Source organism: Burkholderia sp. AU31652 (assembly GCF_002223155.1).
In the GTDB taxonomy this organism is placed as follows: domain Bacteria; phylum Pseudomonadota; class Gammaproteobacteria; order Burkholderiales; family Burkholderiaceae; genus Burkholderia.
Map to the genome: position 1 here is coordinate 1,692,301 of NZ_NKFG01000003.1, position 19,990 is coordinate 1,712,290.

20 protein-coding genes are annotated in these 19,990 nt (G+C 67.4%); 6 read left to right on the top strand and 14 right to left on the bottom strand.

The window, feature by feature from the left end:
* Positions 1-281 precede the first annotated feature (281 nt).
* Both CFB40_RS10400 and CFB40_RS10405 read left to right on the top strand, forming a co-directional pair.
* Positions 282-731 carry a hypothetical protein gene (locus CFB40_RS10400; RefSeq protein ID WP_174972708.1) on the top strand — a complete coding sequence of 150 codons (450 nt, stop codon included), beginning with the start codon at positions 282-284 and terminating at the stop codon, positions 729-731.
* A 230-nt stretch (positions 732-961) separates the two neighbouring features.
* The gene (locus CFB40_RS10405) at positions 962-1,549 is read left to right on the top strand and encodes a BPSL1445 family SYLF domain-containing lipoprotein (protein ID WP_069248150.1); all 588 of its coding nucleotides are present in this window, start codon (positions 962-964) and stop codon (positions 1,547-1,549) included.
* 110 nt (positions 1,550-1,659) lie between these two features.
* Here the strand turns inward: CFB40_RS10405 and CFB40_RS10410 are convergent, their stop codons facing one another.
* The 9 genes from CFB40_RS10410 to mltG all read right to left on the bottom strand — a co-directional run bounded on the left by CFB40_RS10410 (position 1,660) and on the right by mltG (position 10,270).
* A complete protein-coding gene (locus CFB40_RS10410; RefSeq protein WP_089425599.1) occupies positions 1,660-2,724 on the bottom strand; it encodes a glycosyltransferase family 4 protein in 1,065 nt (354 codons plus the stop codon).
* A 239-nt stretch (positions 2,725-2,963) separates the two neighbouring features.
* Positions 2,964-4,139 (bottom strand): AAA family ATPase, encoded by a 1,176-nt coding sequence (locus CFB40_RS10415; RefSeq protein WP_089431181.1) that lies wholly within the window; start codon positions 4,137-4,139, stop codon positions 2,964-2,966.
* A gap of 30 nt (positions 4,140-4,169) precedes the next feature.
* Positions 4,170-5,342, bottom strand: a complete 1,173-nt coding sequence (locus tag CFB40_RS10420; RefSeq protein ID WP_089425601.1) for a mechanosensitive ion channel family protein — start codon at positions 5,340-5,342, stop codon at positions 4,170-4,172.
* A gap of 89 nt (positions 5,343-5,431) precedes the next feature.
* Entirely contained in the window at positions 5,432-5,788 is a 357-nt protein-coding gene (locus tag CFB40_RS10425) for a Rap1a/Tai family immunity protein (protein WP_006485939.1), read from the bottom strand.
* 119 nt (positions 5,789-5,907) lie between these two features.
* On the bottom strand, positions 5,908-6,618 hold the full coding sequence (locus CFB40_RS10430) for an ankyrin repeat domain-containing protein (RefSeq protein WP_089425602.1): 711 nt from the start codon (positions 6,616-6,618) through the stop codon (positions 5,908-5,910).
* 43 nt (positions 6,619-6,661) lie between these two features.
* Complete coding sequence (locus CFB40_RS10435) at positions 6,662-7,441, bottom strand: TatD family hydrolase (RefSeq protein ID WP_089431182.1); 780 nt, start codon at positions 7,439-7,441, stop codon at positions 6,662-6,664.
* Positions 7,442-7,582: 141 nt separating this feature from the next.
* Positions 7,583-8,611: a DNA polymerase III subunit delta' gene (locus CFB40_RS10440; RefSeq protein WP_069248155.1), complete on the bottom strand. Its 1,029-nt coding sequence runs from the start codon at positions 8,609-8,611 to the stop codon at positions 7,583-7,585.
* 19 nt (positions 8,612-8,630) lie between these two features.
* On the bottom strand, positions 8,631-9,251 hold the full coding sequence (gene tmk, locus CFB40_RS10445) for a dTMP kinase (RefSeq protein ID WP_039367036.1): 621 nt from the start codon (positions 9,249-9,251) through the stop codon (positions 8,631-8,633).
* Positions 9,251-10,270, bottom strand: coding sequence for an endolytic transglycosylase MltG (gene mltG / locus CFB40_RS10450; protein WP_089431183.1), 1,020 nt, complete (start codon positions 10,268-10,270; stop codon positions 9,251-9,253). Before mltG ends, tmk begins: the two co-directional genes overlap by 1 nt.
* Before the next feature lie 77 nt (positions 10,271-10,347).
* Between mltG and ygfZ the strand changes: the two genes are divergently transcribed.
* Both ygfZ and CFB40_RS10460 read left to right on the top strand, forming a co-directional pair.
* Entirely contained in the window at positions 10,348-11,382 is a 1,035-nt protein-coding gene (gene ygfZ / locus CFB40_RS10455; protein ID WP_089425605.1) for a CAF17-like 4Fe-4S cluster assembly/insertion protein YgfZ, read from the top strand.
* 76 nt (positions 11,383-11,458) lie between these two features.
* Positions 11,459-12,304: an NRDE family protein gene (locus CFB40_RS10460; protein WP_089431184.1), complete on the top strand. Its 846-nt coding sequence runs from the start codon at positions 11,459-11,461 to the stop codon at positions 12,302-12,304.
* Positions 12,305-12,324: 20 nt separating this feature from the next.
* Here the strand turns inward: CFB40_RS10460 and CFB40_RS10465 are convergent, their stop codons facing one another.
* The 4 genes from CFB40_RS10465 to CFB40_RS10480 form a co-directional block, all read right to left on the bottom strand.
* A complete protein-coding gene (locus tag CFB40_RS10465; RefSeq protein ID WP_089425937.1) occupies positions 12,325-12,765 on the bottom strand; it encodes a GNAT family N-acetyltransferase in 441 nt (146 codons plus the stop codon).
* 51 nt (positions 12,766-12,816) lie between these two features.
* Entirely contained in the window at positions 12,817-13,776 is a 960-nt protein-coding gene (locus CFB40_RS10470) for an alpha/beta hydrolase (RefSeq protein ID WP_089425938.1), read from the bottom strand.
* Between the two features lie 173 nt (positions 13,777-13,949).
* Positions 13,950-14,429, bottom strand: coding sequence for a PaaI family thioesterase (locus CFB40_RS10475; RefSeq protein WP_046545900.1), 480 nt, complete (start codon positions 14,427-14,429; stop codon positions 13,950-13,952).
* Entirely contained in the window at positions 14,426-14,740 is a 315-nt protein-coding gene (locus tag CFB40_RS10480) for a Dabb family protein (RefSeq protein ID WP_027787175.1), read from the bottom strand. The genes CFB40_RS10475 and CFB40_RS10480 overlap by 4 nt, the downstream gene beginning before the upstream one ends.
* 514 nt (positions 14,741-15,254) lie before the next feature.
* Here CFB40_RS10480 and CFB40_RS10485 point away from each other — a divergent pair.
* The gene (locus CFB40_RS10485; RefSeq protein WP_089425608.1) at positions 15,255-16,178 is read left to right on the top strand and encodes a recombination-associated protein RdgC; all 924 of its coding nucleotides are present in this window, start codon (positions 15,255-15,257) and stop codon (positions 16,176-16,178) included.
* A gap of 272 nt (positions 16,179-16,450) precedes the next feature.
* Here CFB40_RS10485 and CFB40_RS10490 read toward each other — a convergent pair whose 3' ends face one another.
* Complete coding sequence (locus CFB40_RS10490; RefSeq protein ID WP_089431185.1) at positions 16,451-16,981, bottom strand: isochorismatase family protein; 531 nt, start codon at positions 16,979-16,981, stop codon at positions 16,451-16,453.
* Between the two features lie 814 nt (positions 16,982-17,795).
* Between CFB40_RS10490 and CFB40_RS10495 the strand changes: the two genes are divergently transcribed.
* The gene (locus CFB40_RS10495) at positions 17,796-19,940 is read left to right on the top strand and encodes a hypothetical protein (RefSeq protein ID WP_089431186.1); all 2,145 of its coding nucleotides are present in this window, start codon (positions 17,796-17,798) and stop codon (positions 19,938-19,940) included.
* The last annotated feature ends 50 nt before the right edge of the window (positions 19,941-19,990 follow it).

Sequence of the window (19,990 nt, forward strand, 5' to 3'; positions counted from 1 at the left end):
GTTCCGGCGCTCCCGTATTTAATGCCGCGCACCGCTTCGGCGGGCGCGGCATTTTTGTTTTCGTTGCACGCGCATCGACGCGCCCCGCTCGGCCCCGCCGCCGCGCTGTTGCAACAGCCTCCCGCCCCGCTTTTCCAGCCTGCCGCACCGGCGCCGCCACATGGTGCGGCAATTCGCCGCGTTTTCTTCTATGATGGCTGCAACGCGGCCCATCCAAGTACAAGAAGCGCCATCGGGCCGCCCTCGAGACAGACGCGCACACGCGTCAAACGGAGGCATGGATGGCATGGAGACAACACCGCTGGTTCCGCCGCTGGCTGATCGTGATCGTGTTCTGGGCCGTGCCCGTCGCGATCGTCGCCGTGCGCGAGATCCGCGAGGAAATGGCGTACAACAAGGCGGACCTGCAACTCGCGCTGACCACCTGGCAGCTCAGCGACGCGCAGCAGGCCGCCGGCGCCGCCGCGAAGTGCCACGGGGATCCTGACGAGGCGCGCGCGGCCGGCTGCCCGGCCGACGTGCTCGCCGGCAATGCACCGCGCCAGCAGGCAGCCCGCGACGAATACGTGGTGCGCCGCAATACGCTCGCAGGCTACCTGTGGCATGCGTTCGTCGGCTACTGGGTCGTGCCGGCCGCGTTCCTGTTCGCCTGCGGGGTCGTGATCGCGCTGATCCGCCGCGCGCTGCGCCGTCCCCCGATCAAGCCGCCTGTTCCACCCGTCACGCACTGATGCGCGCGGCAGCAGCCGCCGTCCGATCAAACGCCGTGTTTCCCGCATGCCGATGCGATGTCGGCGCGCGGTTGCCGGTTCGTCCGTTGGCGCGCCGCGACATCCCCGAGCGATTTGACGCTTTTTCACGCTGCAACGAAAAGAGGCTGTAATCCGCTGTGATATAACTGCCGACGTGATCCGCTCCCTGAGCGAGACTCACTCCGAACATCATCCGATGGAGAAGAACGATGCAAAAACGGAATCTTGTGCTGAAAGCCGCCGCTGCGCTCATCGTCGGTAGCCTTGCGCTCACCGGTTGCACCACCACCCCGGACAAGCCGGACAACGCCGCAACGAACGCGTCGAAGCGCCAGGCAATCGACTCGAGCGTCGACGCCACGCTGTCGCGCATGTACTCCACGGTCAAGGGTTCACGCGAACTCGTCGCGAAGTCGCGCGGCGTGCTCGTCTTCCCGGACGTCATCCAGGCCGGCTTCATCGTCGGCGGCCAGTCCGGCAACGGCGCACTGCGCGTCGGCGGCAGCACGGTCGGCTACTACAACACGTCGTCGCTGTCGGTCGGCCTGCAGGCCGGTGCGCAGTCGAAGGCGATCGTGTTCCTGTTCATGACGCAGGAAGCGCTCGACGAATTCCGCGGCTCGGACGGCTGGGCAGCCGGCGCAGGCGCGTCGGTCGCGCTCGTGAAGATGGGCGCGAACGGCGCGGTCGACTCCAACACGGCCACCGCGCCGGTCCAGGTCGTCGTGCTGACGAACGCGGGCCTGATGGGCGACGTGTCGATCAACGGCACGAAGGTCACGAAGCTGAAGATCTGACGCTCGGCACCGCCCGTGCGCACCGCGCGCGGGCCATGCACAAGCACAAACGGCGATGTCCTTGCGGGCATCGCCGTTTTTTCATCCGCGCGCGTCGTGCGCCTCGCGCGTCAGGTCGTCGAGTCGATCACCTTGAAGCGCGAGCGCTTCTGCGCGCGGATCACCGACTGGTAGACGTCGACATACTGCTGCGCCATGCGGCGCGACGTGAAGCGTTCCTCGAAGCGCTGCCGCACGCGCGCTCGCGGCAGCAGGTGCAGCCGATTCACGGCGGCCACCGCGCTGATTTCGTCCTCGACGATGAAACCCGACACGCCCTCGTCCACCACTTCGGGCACCGCGCCGCGATTGAACGCGATCACCGGCGTGCCGCACGACATCGCCTCGATCATCACCAGGCCGAACGGCTCCGGCCAGTCGATCGGGAACAGCAGCGCATGCGCGCCCGACAGGAATTCGGCCTTCTGGTGATCGGCGATCTCGCCGATGAATTCGACGTGCGGCAACGCGAAGAGCGGCTTGATCTCGCGCTCGAAGTATTCCTGGTCGGCCGCGTCGATCTTCGCGGCGATCTTGATCGGCAGCCCGCACTGGCGGGCGATGCGGATCGCCGTGTCGACGCGCTTCTCCGGCGAGATGCGGCCGAGGAACGCGAGATAGCGCGGCTCGACCGGCTGCGGCATGTACAGCGTATCGGGCAGCCCGTGGTAGACCGTCGTCAGCCATTTCGCCTGCGGCAGCGGCTGGCGTTGCGCGTTCGAGATCGAGATCACCGGCGCGGTGTTGAACGTGTCGAACACCGGCTGCTGCTCGGGGAGGTCGAGCCGGCCGTGCAGCGTCGTCACGTAGGGCGTTTCCTGCCGGTTGAAGACCGAGAACGAGTAGTAGTCCATGTGGAAATGGAGCACGTCGAAGTCCTTCGCGCGGCGCGCGACCGTCTCCATCAGCAGCATGTGCGGCGCGACCCGGTCGCGGATCGACGAATCGAGCCGCAGCGCGCGCGGCCAGACCGGCTCGAGCTTCGCCCGCGTCGTCGAATCGCCGCTCGCGAACAGCGTCACATCATGGCCGAGCTCGACGAGCGCCTCGGTGATGTAGGACACGACGCGCTCCGTGCCGCCGTACAGCTTCGGCGGCACCGATTCGGTCAGCGGCGCGATCTGGGCAATTCTCATGGTCCACGTCTCCTGTGTCCTGTCCGTTGCGTCACGGCCGGCGGGCCTTCGGGCTTTCACGCCCCGGCCCCCCATGCAGCGCCAGCCGGATATCCGTTCATTATTGGCGATCCCGCTGCGCGGAACCGCCCGTCTTTCATTTTATGGGTGTTGTTACAGGCAGGATACATTCCGCCCGTCGGGCCGATCCGGCCCCCGATGCGACGATCGCGTCCGAACGCATGCCGCCGCCCTGCCCGTCAGCGTGACGGCCACTTCCACGGCGGCAGGTCGCGCGTATCGGCATCGACGAGCCCGGTCGCGCCGAGCTGCTTGTCGAGCACCAGCGATTCGCAGCCGGCCTCGCGCTCGAGCGTCGCGATGAGCCGCGCCGCGTGCGACACGACGAGCACCTGCGAACGCTGCGCCGCCTGCGCGATCAGGCGGCCGAGCGCCGGCAGCAGATCCGGGTGCAGGCTCGTCTCCGGTTCGTTCAGCACCATCAACGCCGGCGGCCGCGGGGTCAGCAGCGCGGCCGCGAGCAGCAGGTAGCGCAGCGTGCCGTCCGACAGCTCGGCCGCCGCGAGCGGTCGCAGCAGCCCGGGCTGGCGCATCAGCACGTCGAAGCGGCCACGGCCGCCCGGATTGTCGATCTCGACCGACGCACCGGGAAACGCGTCGTCGAGCGCCGCATCGAGCGCCGCGCCGTCGCCGATCTCGCGAATCGTCTGCAACGCGGCGGCGAGGTCGGCGCCGTCGTCCGCGAGCACCGGCGTATGGGTGCCGATGTGCGACTGTCGCGCCGGCGCCTGCGCGTCGGTCCGGAAATGGTCGTAGAAGCGCCACGAGCGGATCCGTTCGCGCACCGCGATCATCTCGGGCGCGCCGGTCGGATCGGCGAACTCGGTCATCATGCTGTCGAAGCTGGCCACCGGCTGCGGAATCGTCTGCCAGTCGCCCGACGCGGTGCGCGCGCGGATCTGCGCGCCCTGCCGGTCGACCAGCAGCGTCGACGGGCGCAACATCGCGCCGCCCCAGATGCACTCGCGCTTCACCACCGGATCGAGCGAGAACTGCGAGCTGCTCGGGATCGGCATGCCGAGATCGATCGCATAGCCGAAATCGTCGCAGGCGAAGCCGAGCTTCAGGCTCACGGGCCCCTTGCGCACCGTGCCGGTGACCGGTGCATCGCCGTCCAGCATCGCCCTCGAAAAGCGCTCGGGGCCGGCCCACAGCGTCGACGGCAACCCGCCTTCGCGGGCAAGCGACGGGATCACGCGCCCCTGCGCGGTGTCGGCGAGCAGCCGCAGTGCGCGGTACACGCTCGACTTGCCGCTGCCGTTCGGCCCCGTGACGACGTTGAGCGCCGCGAGCGGCACGATCAGCTCGCGCAGCGAGCGGTAATTGGCGATGGCGAGCGTGTTCAGCGCGGTCATGACGATGGAAGGTGAGCGTGCGGGCCGCTGTCAGCGGCCTTCGGCGGTCTGCGGGTCGGCTGCGGTATTGGCCGCCGTGCTGGCGGCAGGCGAGCGCGCGTGCGGCCGTTCGGGATTCGGCGCGTCCGGCGCGGCATCGTGCGGATACAGTTCCATCCGGCTGCGCGGCAGGCATTGCGGATAGCGGTCCTGCAGGTAGGCGATCAACCCTTCGCGCACGCGGCAGCGCAGATCCCAGCACGATGACGAGTCGGCCGCGCTGACGAGCGCGCGCAACTGCATCGTGCGCTCCGTCGCGTCGGTCACCTGAAGCACCTGCACGCGGCCGTCCCACTCCGGCGCCGCGTGGACGAGCCGCGCGAGTTCCTCGCGCAGCGGCGCGAGCGGCGTGCGGTAATCGACCGACAGATAGACCGTGCCGATGATTTCCGAGCTGCTGCGCGTCCAGTTCGTGAACGGGTTCTCGATGATCCATTGCAGCGGCACGACGAGGCGCCGCTGGTCCCACAGCCGCACCGACACGAACGACCCGGTGATTTCCTCGATACGCCCCCACTCGCCCTGGATCACGACCACGTCGTCGAGCCGGATCGGCTGCGTGAGCGCGATCTGCAGCCCGGCGATCAGGTTGCCGAGCACCGGCCGTGCGGCAATACCGGCGACCAGGCCCGCGACGCCGGCGGACGCCAGCAGGCTCGCGCCGACCTGGCGCACGTTCGGGAACGTCATCAGCGCGGCGCCGGTGCCGATGATCACGATCAGCACCATCACGGTCCGCACGAGTACCTTGGCCTGCGTATGGATGCGCCGGGCCTGGAGGTTGTCGGCCGTATCGATCGGATGCGCCTGGATGATGGCATCGCCGACGCCGGCCGCCAGCCGCACCAGCAGCCACGTGAGCGAAACGATGGAGCCGACCGCCGCCGCCGTGCGCATGCCGCGCACGAACGCCATGCCGTCGTCGGCCTGGACCCACAGGAATTCGAGCGCCAGCAGCGCGAGCACGACGAGCGACGGCCGGTCGATGTAGCGCAGGATCGCGCTCATCAACGGATACGGCTGCGCGATGCGCTTGACGATGCGTGCGCCGAGACGGTGCACGACCGTGACGACCAGCAAGACGATGACGGACACGGCCAGCGTGCCGAGCCATGAATGCAACGGCGCATCGGTGATGCGCTGCAGTTCCTCGATTGAAATCATCGGCGCCCGTGGGTTGTGAGGCGCGCACGCCTCGTCCTGGATGCGTCGGCGACGCCCGGGCCGCGCGCGGGCCCGGACACGGCGTCAGGTCAGTTGCCGCTCCTGCAGGGAAACGCCTTGCCGAGACCGAGCGACACCGCGGTGCTCGCGTTGTAGTCGGCCAGCTTCGGATTTTCCGCGATGTACTTGCGCACCGCGTCGGTCATCTGCTGCGCCCGGATGTCGGGCGGCAGGCAGAAATACTGGCCGACCCGCGGCCCCGTCGTGCCGCCGATCGCATCGATGGTGTTGTAGACGCCGTCGGCGGCTCCTTCGATGTAGGCCGCGCACGACGCCCGCGATTTGACGTCCGTCTTCGCGCACAGCCGGTCGAGATCAGCGCCCGTGAAAGCCGCCGCCGACAACGGCACGGCAAACGCCGCGGCACAAAACATTGCGCGCAACATGGTGTTCCTTATGTCAATGCGGCCCGAGGCCGCCTGCTGCCTTGGCCGGCGCGGCGCCGGGACGCCCTGCTCCGGCCGGAATCCGGCCGGGCGGGCACCGTCTGCCGCACCGAAAACCGTCATTTTGCACTCTTTTGCGCCTCTGCCGGCGTCGATGCCCCGATGCGGGTCGTCCGCTTGCTCAGGATCTCGATCGCGTCCGGCGCGTTGTAGTGCTTCGCGAATTCGAGCGCGGTGATGCCGAGCTGGTTCTTCACCTGCGGATCGGCGCCCTGGTCGAGCAGCAGCGTGACCGTCGACGGATGGTTGCCGCGTGCGGCCATCATCAGCGGCGTCGTGCCGTTCGGCGAGGCGGTATCGATGTACGCGTCGTGGTCGAGCAGCAGCTTCACGACTGCGTCCTGGCCATTGGTGGCCGCGTAGTGCAGCGGCGCCCAGCCCTTCTTGCTGACTTCCGCGCCCTTGTCGATCAGCAGCTTCGCGAGGCCGACGTCGCCGTTCAGCGACGCGAGCATCAGCGCGGTTTCGCCGGCCTTGTCTTCCTTCTCGAGGTCGACGTTCGGCGTCGTGGCGAGCGCCGCCGCGACCTTGTCGGACTTCTCGCGCGCGGCGATCACGATCAGCGGGTCGCCGTTCGGCGCGATCGTGTTCGGGTCGAGCTTGCCGCTCTTGAGCTGCTTGCCGATGTCGGCGATGTCGTCGAACTTGACGGCCTTGACGATCGCATCGAGCGATTCGGCATGCGCGCCGGCTGCCGCGAACAGGCCGCTCGCGACGAGCGCGGCGGCAACGAGTGCGCGTTTCGGCAGATGGTTGGTCGGCTTCGTCATTGTTGTGGGCTCCTTCCCTGGGTTGTCGGCTGCGCGCCCGTCGTTAGCGGGCGATCTTGAACAGCCGGAAAAAGTTCTGCGTCGTCGCATCGGCGAGCGCCTCGACGGCGATCCCGCGCTCGGATGCGATAAAGCGTCCGACATGGCTGACGTACGCAGGTTCATTCGGCTTGCCGCGATACGGCACCGGCGCGAGGTACGGCGAGTCGGTCTCGATCAGCAGCCGGTCGAGCGGCACGCGCCGCGCGACGTCCTGCACGTCGGTCGCATTCTTGAACGTGACGATGCCCGACAGCGAGATATGGAAGTTCTGCGCGAGCGCCTGCTCGGCCACCGGCCACGGCTCGGTGAAGCAGTGCATCACGCCGCCCGGCACGTCCGCGCGCTCCTCGGCCATGATCCGCAGCGTGTCTTCCGACGACGAGCGCGTGTGGATGATCAGCGGCTTCATCGTCGCGGTCGCCGCGCGGATATGCGTGCGAAAGCGTTCGCGCTGCCATTCCATGTCGTCGATCGAGCGGCCTTCGAGCCGGTAGTAGTCGAGGCCCGTTTCGCCGATCGCGACGACCTTCGGGTGCGCGGCCAGCTCGACGAGCTCCGCGAGCGTCGGCTCGTGCACGTCCTCGTGATCGGGATGCACGCCGACCGACGCATAGACGTTGTCGTGCGCGTCCGCGATCGCCAGGACCTCCGGCAGCGTCTCGAAATCGACCGACACGCACAGCGCGTGCGTGACGTCGTGCTCGCGCATGTTCTCGAGAACGGCCGGCAGGCGGTCGGCCAGGCCCTTGAAATTGATATGGCAGTGAGAGTCGACGAACATCGTGTTTCCTGAATACGTAAGGCGGGCGCTCATGCGCGCGCCGGCATGCGGCAACGGGCGGCGTTCGCGGGCCGGACGGCCGCGGTCGCGTCGCGCCGCGGGCCCGTCATCGTTTCGCAACCCACGAGAAACAATGCCGGGTCACGCGAACATTTCCCGGTATCCGAGAAACAATTCCTCGAATACGAGCCGCGCGTTGAGCGGATGGTTCTCGACCGTCCGCTGCCGCGTCACGGCCTTCATGAAACGGGCGAACGCGTTCGCATCGACCGCTTCCGCGCAGCGCGCGAGCGCCGCCGCGTGCATCGGGAAGTAGCGCGGCGCGCCCGCCATCCGCTGCGCGAGCAGATCGTACAGCCAGCGCTGCAGCCAGCCGAGCACCAGCGGCACCGGCAGTTTCTGCAGCGTCTCGCCGCACGCGAACGGGTCGCAGGCCGCCCCGGCCGCGAGCTGCCCGAGCGTGTAGTCGCGCAACGGGCGGTTCTCGTCGCTCGCGAGCGCCAGCGCGGCGAGCGGCGCACCGCCGGCCTCGGCGAGCAGCGCCGGCGCGTGATCGACGCCCTGCGCGGCGAGCCAGGCCGCGGCCGCGTCGGGCGCCGGCACCGCCATCGGCCACTGCCGGCAGCGGCTGATGATGGTCGGCAGCAGGCGGTCGATGCGCGCCGACACGAGCAGGAACACGACGCCGGACGGCGGTTCCTCCAGCGTTTTCAGCAGCGCGTTCGACGCGGCGACGTTGAGCGCTTCGGCCGGATACAGCACGACGACGCGCGCGCCGCCGCGGTGCGAACCGACCCCGCAGAAGTCGAGCAGCGCACGCACCTGCTCGATCTTGATTTCCTTGCTCGGCGCCCGCGTCTTCTTGCCGCCTTCGTCCGCGTCGGCCGCCTTCGCGTCGTCCGCAGCGCCCGGCGCCTCGCCCGCCAGCGCCTCGGGCAGCACGATCCGGTAATCCGGATGGTTGCCCTGCGAGAACCAGGTGCAGGCCGCGCAGGTGCCGCACGGCTCGCCGTTCGGCTGCGGCGATTCGCACAGGAAGCCCTGCGCGAGATGCTGCGCGAACTGCAGCTTGCCGATCCCGGCCTGGCCATGCAGCAGCAGCGCGTGCGGCCATTGCGCACGCAGTTGCTGCAGGCGGTTCCAGTCGTCGGTTTGCCACGGATAGATCATGGGGTGCGTTCCTTGCGAATTACAGCGCGGCGAGCACGCGTTCGAGCTGCTGGCGGATCTCGGGAATCGTCTGCGTCGCGTCGACGATCGCGAAGCGGTGCGGCGCTTCTTCCGCGCGCCGCAGGTACTCGCTGCGCGTGCGCGAGAAGAACGCGTCGGATTCGCTCTCGAACTTGTCGGGCATGCGCGCGGCGCCGCGGCGCTCGCTCGCCACCTGCGGCGCGACGTCGAACAGCACCGTCAGGTCGGGCTGGAACCCGCCCTGCACCCAGCGCTCGAGCGTCTCGAGCTTGTCGCGCGGCAGCCCGCGGCCGCCGCCCTGGTACGCGAACGTCGCATCGGTGAAGCGATCGGATACGACCCAGTCGCCGCGCGCGAGCGCCGGCTCGATCACGAGCGCGAGATGCTCGCGGCGCGCGGCGAACATCAGCAGCGCTTCCGTCTCGAGATCCATCGGCTGGTTCAGCAGGATCTCGCGCAGTTTCTCGCCGAGCTGCGTGCCGCCCGGCTCGCGGGTGACGACGACTTGCCGGCCGGCCGCGGCCAGCTTGCCCTGGAGGCGTTCGCAGAACCATTGCAGGTGGGTGGTCTTCCCCGCCCCGTCGATGCCTTCGAACGTGATGAATTTACCGCTCGCCATTATTGACCTCGTATGTACTTGTCCACGGCCTTGTTGTGGTCGCCGAGCGTGTCCGAGAACACGCTCGTGCCATCGCCTTTCGCGACGAAATAGAGCGCGCTCGTCGGTGCCGGGTTGATCGCCGCCTGCAGCGCGGCCACGCCCGGCAACGCGATCGGCGTCGGCGGCAGCCCGCGTCGGGTGTAGGTATTGTAAGGAGTGTCGGCCTGCAGGTCGCGCTTGCGCAGGCGGCCGTCGTACGCATCGCCGAGCCCGTAGATCACCGACGGATCGGTCTGCAGCGGCATGCCGATGCGCAGCCGGTTCGCGAACACGGCCGCGACGAACGCGCGGTCGGCCGCATGGCCCGTTTCCTTTTCGACGATCGACGCGATCGTCAGCGCTTCGTAAGGCGTCTTGTACGGCAGGCCCGGCACGCGCGCGGCCCAGGCCTCGTCGAGACGCGTCTGCATCAGATGGTACGCGCGCCGGTAGATGTTCAGGTCGCTCGTGCCCTTGTCGAACAGATAGGTGTCGGGGAAGAACAGCCCCTCGCCGCTGCCGCGCTGCACCGCGCTGTCCGGCGCGCCGATCGCGCGCAGTAGCTCGGCGTCGCTCATGCTGGCCGTCGCGTGCGCAAGATCGGGGTTCGAGTCGAGTTCCGCGCGCATCCGCTTGAAGGTCCAGCCTTCGATGACCGTTGCGACGTACTCGTTCACGTCGCCGCGCGCGATTTTCTGCAGCACCTCGTAGGGCGTGATGCCGGTCTTGAATTCGTAGTTGCCGGACTTGAGCCGGCTCGACAGCCCGAGCACGCGCGTCATCGCGACGAAGCCGAGCGGCGCGACCGGCACGCCGCCACGCTTCAACTGCAGCGCGACGCTCTTCACGCTGCTGCGCGGCTTGATCGTGACGTCGAGCGATGCCGAACCCAGCAGCAGTGGCCGGGTTGCCCAGTAATACCCGCCGCCCGCGCCGGCAGCGGCCACGACGACGGCCAGCGCCACGATCGTCGCGGCGCATTTCTTCAGTAGGGACATGGAAACGTGACTCAGGTAAGACCCATATAATACTTGCTCGCCTCCGTCAAAGTCAGGGTTGACTGTTCCCTCATTCCATGAGCACACCGTTCGCTTCACCGGCAGTCCAGGCCGCACCCGCCTCGCTCCCCGTTTTCCCCCGTCCGTCCGCCGCCGATTTCGATGCGCCGGGCGCCTGCATGCCGTTGCCGCAGTTCGGCGTGATCGACGTGGCCGGCGATGATGCCGCGACGTTCCTGCACAGCCAGCTCACCAACGACATCGAACATCTCGACGCCGCGAGCGCGCGGCTGTCCGGCTATTGCTCGCCGAAGGGGCGCCTCCTCGGCTCGTTCCTCACGTGGCGCGCCGGCCACGGCGTGCGCCTGCTGGTGTCGAAGGACGTGCAGCCCGCCGTGCAGAAGCGGCTGTCGATGTTCGTGCTGCGTGCCAAAGCGAAGCTGACGGATGCGAGCGACGCGCTCGCGGTGGTCGGTTTCGCGGGCGACGTGCGCGACGCGCTGTCGGGCATCTTCGACGCGCTGCCGGACGGCGTGCACGTGAAGGTCGACGGGCCCGCCGGCACACTGATCCGCGTGCCCGATGCAGCCGGCCGCAAGCGCTATCTGTGGATCGGCCCGCGCGCCGAAGTCGACGCGCGCATCGCCGCGCTCGGCGGGTCGCTGCCGGTCGTGTCGCCGGCCGTCTGGGACTGGCTCGACATCCGCGCGGGCGAACCGCGCATCACGCAGCCGGCCGTCGAACAGTTCGTGCCGCAGATGGTCAACTTCGACGTGATCGGCGCCGTCAACTTTCGCAAAGGGTGCTACCCGGGCCAGGAAATCGTCGCGCGCAGCCAGTACCGCGGCACGATCAAGCGCCGCACGGCGCTCGCGCACGTCGCCGGCGAGACCGATACCGTGCATGCCGGCGTCGAGCTGTTCCACAGCGACGATCCCGGCCAGCCCTGCGGGATGATCGTCAACGCGGCGGCCGCGCCCGCGGGCGGTGTCGACGCGCTCGTCGAGATCAAGCTCGCCGCGCTCGACAGCGGCACGGTGCACCTCGGTGCGGCCGACGGCCCGGCGCTCGCATTCGATACGCTGCCGTACGCGTGGCCGACGGAAGCGTGATGCACTGACAACCCGTTCGCGCGCCGGCTCGCGAGTCGCAGCCGGCGCCCGATGTTTCCTCCGAGAGATTCGCCCGATGTGTCTGATTGCCTTCGACTGGCAGCCCGATGTCGCCGCCGGTCCCGTCTTTACCCTCACCGCCAATCGTGACGAGTTCTTTCGTCGGACCAGCGCGCCGCTCTCGTGGTGGGAAGATGTACCGGGCGTGCTGGCCGGCCGCGATCTCGAAGCGGGCGGCACGTGGCTCGGCGTATCGCGCGACGGCCGTTTCGCCGCGCTGACGAACTACCGCGCGCCGTTCGACATCCGCGCGGGCGCGCCGACCCGCGGCAAGCTCGTGTCCGACTTCCTCGGCGGCCCGTCCGTCGCGCCGCTCGACTACCTCGGGCGGCTCGCGGAGCATGCGGCCGTCTACAACGGCTTCAACCTGCTCGTCGGCGACTGGCGACGGCGTGAGCTCGCGTGGTTCTGCAATCGCGCGCCCGAAGGCGAAAGTGCTGTCTCCGCACCCGTCGCGGTCGCGCCCGGCGTGCATGCGTTGTCGAATGCGCGACTCGATACGCCCTGGCCGAAAGTGGTGCGCAAGCGCGCGGAGCTCGGCACGCTGCTCACCGACAATCCGACCCCGTCGCTCGACGAACTGATCGCGCTAATGCGCGACCCGCATGTCGCGGACGACGACGCACTGCCGCACACCGGCATTCCGATCGAGCGCGAGCGTGCGCTGTCGGCTGCGTTCATCGAGACGCCTGAATACGGTACGCGCGGCACGACCGCGCTGCGCGTCACGATGAAGGAAGGCGTGCGGCTGACGGTCGAGATCAAGGAGCGCTGCGACGACGACGGCTCGCACCGCACCGTTCGCCCGGGCACGTTCGAGCGCGCGCTCACGTTCGACCTCGACGCGACGCCGCCGCGCTGAGCACGCGAACAGGCGCCGCGCTACGGCGCGCGCGCCATCTCGACGTGCGGCACACCGGCTTCGACGAACGGTTCACCGACCGCCGCGAAGCCGTGCCGCAGGTAAAACGACACGGCCGAATCCTGCGCGTAGAGCCGCACGACGATTTCGCCGCGGCGCCGCGCCGCCTCCAGCAGCGCGTTCAGCACCGCTGATCCGACGCCCTGCCCGCGCGCATCGGCCAGCACCGCGACGCGGCCGATCGTGCCGGACGGCAGCAGCCGCCCCGTCGCGACCGCGCGGCGCGCGCCGGTCGCCGCATCGACGCGGTACGCCACCGCATGGAGCGACAGCGGATCGTCGTCGTCGAGTTCCCATTCCGGCGGTATCTGCTGCTCGCGCACGAATACCGCGTCGCGGATCCGCGCGGCGTCGCCGCCCAGGACCGTCCAGTCGCCCGTTTCCACCTCGCCGTTCGTCATCGCAGCCCCCATGCGGCGCATACGCCGCTCAACCACCGCCGTCAAACGTTGTCAAACGTCGTCGAATGCGGCCTTCAACGCCGCGACCGCGTCGGCATGCGCGGCCCGCACCTCGGGCACGTAGCCGCCCATCTTGAAGAATTCGTGGATCATCCCCGGATAGCAGACCAGCGTGACCGCGTTTCCCGCCGCGCGCAACTTCTCCGCATACGCGGCGCCTTCGTCGCTCAACGGATCGTATTCGGCCGTCGCAATCCACGCCGGCGCAACGCCCGCGAACGACGGCGCATCGCGCGTGCCGTCGAGCGGTGCGAAACGCCAGTCGTCGCGGTCCGCCCGATCGCGCACGTATTGCGTGAAGAACCACTGGATCGTGTCCTGCGTCAGCAGGTAGCCGTTCGCGAGCCGTGCATGCGATTCGGTATCCTGGAAGCCCGTCACGCCCGGGTAGATCAGCATCTGCAGCGCAACGCGAATGCCTGCGTCGCGTGCGAGCACCGCGCAGACGGTCGCGAGTGTGCCGCCCGCGCTGTCGCCACCGACGGCCAATCGTTCGGCATCGATGCCGAACGTGGCCGCTTCGCGATGCAGCCATTGCAACGCGTCGTCGGCGTCGTTCACCGCGGTCGGAAACCTGTGTTCGGGCGCGAGCCGGTAGCCGACCGACAGCACCGCACATTGCGCATCGTGCGCGAACATCCGGCACAGCGCATCGTGCGTATCGACGCTGCCGACCGTGAAGCCACCGCCGTGGTAGTAGACGAGCGCGGGCAGCGGCTCCGCGAGGCTCGGCGCGACCGGCAGGTACAACCGCGCGCCGATCGTGCGGCCATCGCGCGTCGGCACGACGCACGCCTCGACCGAATGCATCGGCGCCGGTGCGACGTCGAGGATCGGCGCGCTCTTCTCGTACGCGGCGCGCGCCTGCTGCGGCGTCTGGTGGTGATAGGACGGACGTTTCGCGCGCTCGATCATGTCGAGCACCTGGGCGATCTTCGGATTCAGCGGCATCGGTGAGGACGGCGCCTGCGGGGCACCGTGAACGGACGAGCGTGCATGATGCCATGCGCGCGCCAGGCGGGCGTGATGCGCCGTGTGTTGCGACATTCCGCGGTGGGCGATACACGCCGCAAAACAAAACGGCCCTGCCTGTGAAAAGGCAGGGCCGCCGTGCGTCCGGGCGCTTACGCGTCGCTCGGGCCGGGCTGGGCGTCCGGCGCCGTGCGCGAACGTTGCCGCTTGATGTCGCGGCCCACCGCGAGCCGCCGCATGTACTTGAACGTGCCGAGCGCCTTCGCGACGAAATTGCCGTCGCTGTCGCGCACTTCGCCTTCGCAGTACGCCATCGTCGTCGAGCGATGCATCACGCGCCCGTAAGCGCGCAGTTCGCCGCGCCCCGGCTGCATGAAGTTCACCTTCATCTCGACCGTGACGACGCCGATACCGTCGTCGGTCAGGCTGCGTGCGGCCATCGCGAGCGCGATGTCCGCGAGCGTCATCGTCACGCCGCCGTGCGCGATGCTCCACGTGTTCATGTGCCGCTCCTCGAGCGGCAGCACAATCTCGCTTGCACCGTCCTTCGCGGACACGAGCTGCACGCCGAGCATATCGACGAACGGGCTTTCGATCGACGGGCCGTCCGTCGGGGTTGCCGCGTCGCTCATCGTGCGCTGTCGACGATGTAGTCGACGCACTCGCGCGATTCGGCCACCGCGACGACGAATTTCTTCACTTCCTGGTGAACCGGATGCACCTGGTAGGCATCGAGTGCGGCCTTGTCCGCGAAATCGGATACCAGCACGATGTCGGCGGTCGCGTCGAGGCCGGGCGTCGCCACGCCGACATCGATCTGCAGCGTGCCCGGCACGAGGTCGCGGCAGCCTTCGAGCTTTTCCTTCAGCTTCAGCGCGTTTTGTGCGCGCGTCGCGCCTTCGGCCGATTCTTTCAACTTCCACATGACGATATGACGGATCACTTCGGTTGCTCCTGTTCGTTCCGGTTCGGCGACTTGCCTGTCACCCTTGCCAATCGGGCATCTTACGCCCTTCGGCCGCTCGCTTGCGTTCGCCGGAAGTGGCATCCGGCCGAGCAAGATGCGGGTAATAAAGCGGGTATCGTTTCGCTTACCCGAAGGCGATACCCGCTTTATTACCGTGCCACTTGATGCCATCAAGTTCCGACCAGCGAAGGCAGACGACAAGCCTACCAAATTTGCCGACTTCGATGGGCTGGATCTGTTGGTGCATCCACCCGGCTTCAGGCTCTGGCGACACACGTACTGAATTGCCGGGACGGAGAATCTCCTTGCCATCGGCGAAGGCAAAGCAACTTTTCGAGCAGGCGTCGCTCCCGTTCCGTGGCGAATTTGGTGAGCGATGCCCACCTACCCGGCACGACATCCATCTACGATCGGACCGTCACCTCGAGCAACCGAATCCGCACCCGAAGCATCACCGTCATATAGAATGGTGCGCTTTGCCCGTACTCCTATGTGGTTCAAGAACCTTCAGCTTCATCGTCTTCCTGCACCTTGGGCCGTTACCCCCGATCAGATGGAAAAATGGCTGGCGCCCCACGCGTTCCAGCCGGGCACCAGCGTCGAAATGCAGAGCCATGGATGGGCGTCGCCGCGTGACGACGGCGCACTCGTGTATTCGATCAACCGGCAGATGTTGCTGACGTTTCGTGCCGAGAAGAAGCTGCTTCCGGCGTCGGTCGTCACTCAGGTGACCAAGGCCCGCGCGCTTGAAATCGAGGAGCAGCAGGGCTTCAAGGTCGGACGAAAGCAGATGCGCGAACTCAAGGAGCAGGTAACCGACGAACTGCTCCCGCGCGCGTTCACCATTCAGCGCGATACCCGCGTGTGGATCGATACGGTGAACGGCTGGCTCGTCATCGATGCGGCTTCACAGGCTGTTGCCGACGACGTTCGCGGCCTGCTCGTCAAATCGATCGATCAGTTGCCGCTCGCCGGTGTTCAGGTGGTGCGTTCGCCGGTCGCCGCGATGACGGATTGGCTGTTGTCCGGCGAGGCGCCGGGCGGATTCACCGTGGACCAGGACGCCGAATTGCGCTCGAGCGGCGAAGGCGGCGCCACGGTGCGATATGTCGGCCACGCGCTGGAAGCGAACGACATGCGCCGGCACATCGAGGCCGGCAAGCAATGCATGCGCCTGGCGATGACCTGGGACAACCGGATCTCCTTCGTGCTGACGCCGTCGCTGACGATCAAGCGCGTGACGCCGCTCGACGTGATCAAGGAAGCGGCGGATCCGACCGCGCAGAACGACGATGAACGCTTCGACTCGGATGTCACGCTGATGACCGGTGAATTGGAGCGGATGTTGGCCAGCCTCATCGATATCCTGGGTGGCGAGCAGCGCGACTCGGCGCATCAGGCGGCAGCGGCCTGAACGCTGTCGGCGGCCGAGAAACCTCACCCTCAACGACGGCGAGGTTTCGAGCCGGCGCGACAGTTCGACGAGAACTGTCGTCGCGCGGTCGGAGGGTCGCGACCAGGCGTTCACGCACGATTCTTCTCCGTGTCGCCCTCCGACGCGAGGATGCCGCCCACGACCGCCGGCAGCCAGCCTGCCAAACCTGACGGGGCCAATGCGCCGACATCCCGAGATTCACGCATCCGACGCCAGGAACGCTGCTCCCGTCAGCGCACGAGCGCCGCGACTCATTTGATCAGGCGCAGCACCTCGCGAAAACGCGGATGCCGGCTGGAACCCAGCCATTCGAACCCGATCATCTCGACCGTCGCGATTTGCACCCCCGCCGCCCCGAGCCGGGCGATCCCCTCGTCCCGGTCGATCGTCCTGCGCGAACCCACGGCATCGCTGACCACCGTGACTTTGCGGCCGCTGCGCAACAGCCCGAGCGCTGTTTGCAACACGCACACGTGCGCCTCGCAACCGGCGACGATGATGCTGTCGCGCCCGTCCGGCAATGCCTCGACCAGGCCCTCCGCGCAAGCGTCGAAATGGTCCTTGACGACGGTGTGCGAGCACAGCTCCTTGATCTCCGGTACGTTCCGGCCCAACTGGACGGGGCTCTGCTCGGTACCCATCACCGGCACCCCGAGTATCTGCGCAATACGGGCAAGTCGGACTGCCTGCGTGACGACGGATGACCCTTCGTGAATCACCGGCATCAGCCGCGTCTGAAAATCAACCAATACGACCACTGAATCGTCGGGCACGTGCAGCACGGTGCATTCTCCGGAGTGAAGGCGACGTCAACCACCATCGGCCATCGATGAAAAGTCGCTCGGTCGCAAGATCGTCAGCCCCGCAGACGACGAATATCGAATCGCATCAATGGCCGACTGCTCCAATTCGGTAAACGGAAGCGGTCTCCAAGACTACCAAACTTGCCGGCGCCATTGACGCGATCGCATGGAGTCCGGTTCTCGGGATCACCCATCGGTTCGGTCGCAGGAACGCCGGTTGCTCACCGCTCCGTATCGCCGCATCCATCGCATTCCGTTTGCACCGCCCGAGACACCGCGACAGGCAAACCGCCACCATTCAATCCCGGTTCGCAATCAATCACCAATACCGACATCGATTGCCAATCGATTTTCACCAAACTCGATAATCAGAACATCTCTATTTCTCCGTGAAACCGCATATTTTACCGACCCAACAAGCAAGAATTGCGACCTCATTCCGGAACATTATTCGAAAACCATCAAATCATTATTGACTTCGACTTTATCCGAACTTTAGAATCCCCTACGACAGCTTACGTTTCGTTTTTCACGCCGTGCACGCCCTCATGTCGGCACGGCACCGGAACGCCAACAGAGAAGTGTTTCATGCCTGGCCGGGGCAGCGCCTCCTTTTGCTTTCAATTCCGGCATTAACCATCAACCGGTTAATTACCATTCAATTCACCCCAGAAGCACGCCCGGATTAATTCCGAATTTCCCAGGAATTCCGCAATACCGGACGAAGCAGGTCGAGCACCCGCTCATTCGATAATTCTCATAAAAATCGCCAGTCAGCAGGAGGGACATCAACATGCATCGCCTTGCGAAGTCGCTGTGTCTCGGATTCATCTGCGCCGGCCTGCTCGCGGCCTGCAATGACGACGACGTCAAATCGAGCACCCCGCCGTCGAACAACGCCGCACTGTCGTTCCGCATGGACACCGGCGGCCAGATCAACGCGTTCTACCGGCAGGACAAGGTCGCCGCACACCTGCTGGTGCGCTCGTCGACGAAGCCGCGTCTGCTCGTGGTCTTCCCCGCCGGCAACAGCGGCACCGGGCTGTGGTTCGACGACACCGCGCAGCCGGTGAACTGGAGCCTCGACACGCCACCGTCCGCGCTATCGGCACCCGACGCGCACGGCCGTCCGCTGTACGGCATCGGCGCCGACGTGTCGGTGGACACCAACACGCTGACGATCCGGCAGGGCGTGCTCAGCAACGTGCGCTTCCTGCGCGACTTCAACGGCGGCGCCACGATTCCGCAGGAGATCCTCGCCGCACCGACGGTTCAGGGCAGCGCCGCGCAATGGCAACGCGACCGGATCGACGGCGCGCCCGGCTATTCACTGCGCATCACGCTGCGCGACGGCGGCAGCATCACGCCGGCAGCGGGCGGCAAGCTCGTCCTGAGCGCACCGGCGGGCTCGCACACGCTGCGGCTGCATGTCGATGCGCTGTCGGGCGAGACGCCGTTGTCGCCGATCACGCGCGCCGACCTGCTCGCGCCCTCGGTGAACCCCGACCCGGTGAGCCAGAACGTGCTCGAATTCCTGAGCTTCCACGACAAGCTGCTGGCCGGCTCGTGGCAGTACGACACCTACTTCGGCCGCGACACGCTGATCTCGGTCCGCATGCTGATGCCCGTGCTCGAGCCCGCGGCGATCGAGGCCGGCCTGTCGTCGGTGCTGAGCCGGCTGTCGATCGACGGCAAGGTCGCGCACGAGGAAGGGATCGGCGAATTCGCGCTCGTCGACAACCAGAAGAACGGGCGGCCGAACGATCCGACGCCGACCTACGACTACAAGATGATCGACAGCGACTACCTGCTCGCGCCGATCGCGGCCGCGTGGCTGATCGACGATACGCGCGGCCAGGCCCGCGCGACCGCCTATCTCGCGCAGCGCGGCAGCGACGGGCAGACCCTGGGCACCCGCCTGGTCGTCAACCTGCTGCACGTCGCGACGACCGCGCAGCCGTTCGCGCAACAGCCGACGGTCGCGAACCTGATCCACCTGCGGCCCGGCGAAATCGTCGGCAACTGGCGCGACAGCACCGACGGGCTCGGCGGCGGCGTCTATCCGTATGACGTCAACGCGGTGCTCGTGCCGGCCGCGTTGCGCGCGGCGAACGCATTCCTCGCGCGTGGCCTGCTCGATCCGTATCTGGATGCCGGGCAGCGCGCGACGCTCGCCAACACGGCGAACCAGGCGGCCACGTGGGAAACGCAGGCGCCGCCGCTGTTCCAGGTCAGCGTGCCGGCCGCACAGGCGGCCACCGACGTGTCGGCCTATGCGCCGTCCGCGGGCGTGCCGGCCGGCGCCGCACCGGGCACGCCGCTGGCGTTCTACGCGCTGTCGCTCGATCAGCAGGGCAACCCGATTCCGGTGATGAATTCGGACGGCGGCTTCGCGCTGCTGTTCGGCACGCCGCCGGACGACGAGCTTCAGCGGATCGTCACCGACGTCACGCGGCCGTTCCCGACCGGGCTCGTGACCGATGCCGGCATGCTGATCGCGAACCCGGCCTATGCAAATCAGGCGCTGTGGCCGAAATTCACGAGCTCCGCGTATCACGGGACGGTGATCTGGTCGTGGCAGCAGGCGATGTGGGTGGCCGGGCTCGATCGCCAGCTCGCGCGCCAGGACCTGTCGGCCGCGACGCGCACGCTGCTCACGCAGGCACGGCAGACGATCTGGCAGGTGATCTCGAACGGGCGCGACATGCGCACGTCGGAGATGTGGACGTGGTCCTACGTGAACGGCAAGTACCAGACCGATGCATTCGGCACGCGCAGCGCGGACGCCACCGAGGCGAACGCGGCACAGCTCTGGAGTACGACGTATCTCGCGATCCGCGACCCGCAGCAGCGCGCGGGCAAGTACTGGTGGCAGGCGTCGCAGCGGATGCAGGATGCGCAGCCGAAGCAGAGCGCGGCGGCCCTGGCAGCGCGGTAGCGCATCGCCGGTCGCGTGCCGACCGGGCATGATCAAAAGCCCCGGGGCGT

Excerpts from the sequence above, each read along its gene's own strand:
- CFB40_RS10400 (WP_174972708.1), top strand. The coding sequence starts at position 282 with ATGGCATGGAGACAACACCGCTGGTTCCGCCGCTGGCTGATCGTGATC.
- CFB40_RS10405 (WP_069248150.1), top strand. The coding sequence starts at position 962 with ATGCAAAAACGGAATCTTGTGCTGAAAGCCGCCGCTGCGCTCATCGTC.
- CFB40_RS10410 (WP_089425599.1), bottom strand. The coding sequence starts at position 2,724 with ATGAGAATTGCCCAGATCGCGCCGCTGACCGAATCGGTGCCGCCGAAG.
- CFB40_RS10415 (WP_089431181.1), bottom strand. The coding sequence starts at position 4,139 with ATGACCGCGCTGAACACGCTCGCCATCGCCAATTACCGCTCGCTGCGC.
- CFB40_RS10420 (WP_089425601.1), bottom strand. The coding sequence starts at position 5,342 with ATGATTTCAATCGAGGAACTGCAGCGCATCACCGATGCGCCGTTGCAT.
- CFB40_RS10425 (WP_006485939.1), bottom strand. The coding sequence starts at position 5,788 with ATGTTGCGCGCAATGTTTTGTGCCGCGGCGTTTGCCGTGCCGTTGTCG.
- CFB40_RS10430 (WP_089425602.1), bottom strand. The coding sequence starts at position 6,618 with ATGACGAAGCCGACCAACCATCTGCCGAAACGCGCACTCGTTGCCGCC.
- CFB40_RS10435 (WP_089431182.1), bottom strand. The coding sequence starts at position 7,441 with ATGTTCGTCGACTCTCACTGCCATATCAATTTCAAGGGCCTGGCCGAC.
- CFB40_RS10440 (WP_069248155.1), bottom strand. The coding sequence starts at position 8,611 with ATGATCTATCCGTGGCAAACCGACGACTGGAACCGCCTGCAGCAACTG.
- tmk (WP_039367036.1), bottom strand. The coding sequence starts at position 9,251 with ATGGCGAGCGGTAAATTCATCACGTTCGAAGGCATCGACGGGGCGGGG.
- mltG (WP_089431183.1), bottom strand. The coding sequence starts at position 10,270 with ATGTCCCTACTGAAGAAATGCGCCGCGACGATCGTGGCGCTGGCCGTC.
- ygfZ (WP_089425605.1), top strand. The coding sequence starts at position 10,348 with ATGAGCACACCGTTCGCTTCACCGGCAGTCCAGGCCGCACCCGCCTCG.
- CFB40_RS10460 (WP_089431184.1), top strand. The coding sequence starts at position 11,459 with ATGTGTCTGATTGCCTTCGACTGGCAGCCCGATGTCGCCGCCGGTCCC.
- CFB40_RS10465 (WP_089425937.1), bottom strand. The coding sequence starts at position 12,765 with ATGACGAACGGCGAGGTGGAAACGGGCGACTGGACGGTCCTGGGCGGC.
- CFB40_RS10470 (WP_089425938.1), bottom strand. The coding sequence starts at position 13,776 with ATGCCGCTGAATCCGAAGATCGCCCAGGTGCTCGACATGATCGAGCGC.
- CFB40_RS10475 (WP_046545900.1), bottom strand. The coding sequence starts at position 14,429 with ATGAGCGACGCGGCAACCCCGACGGACGGCCCGTCGATCGAAAGCCCG.
- CFB40_RS10485 (WP_089425608.1), top strand. The coding sequence starts at position 15,255 with ATGTGGTTCAAGAACCTTCAGCTTCATCGTCTTCCTGCACCTTGGGCC.
- CFB40_RS10495 (WP_089431186.1), top strand. The coding sequence starts at position 17,796 with ATGCATCGCCTTGCGAAGTCGCTGTGTCTCGGATTCATCTGCGCCGGC.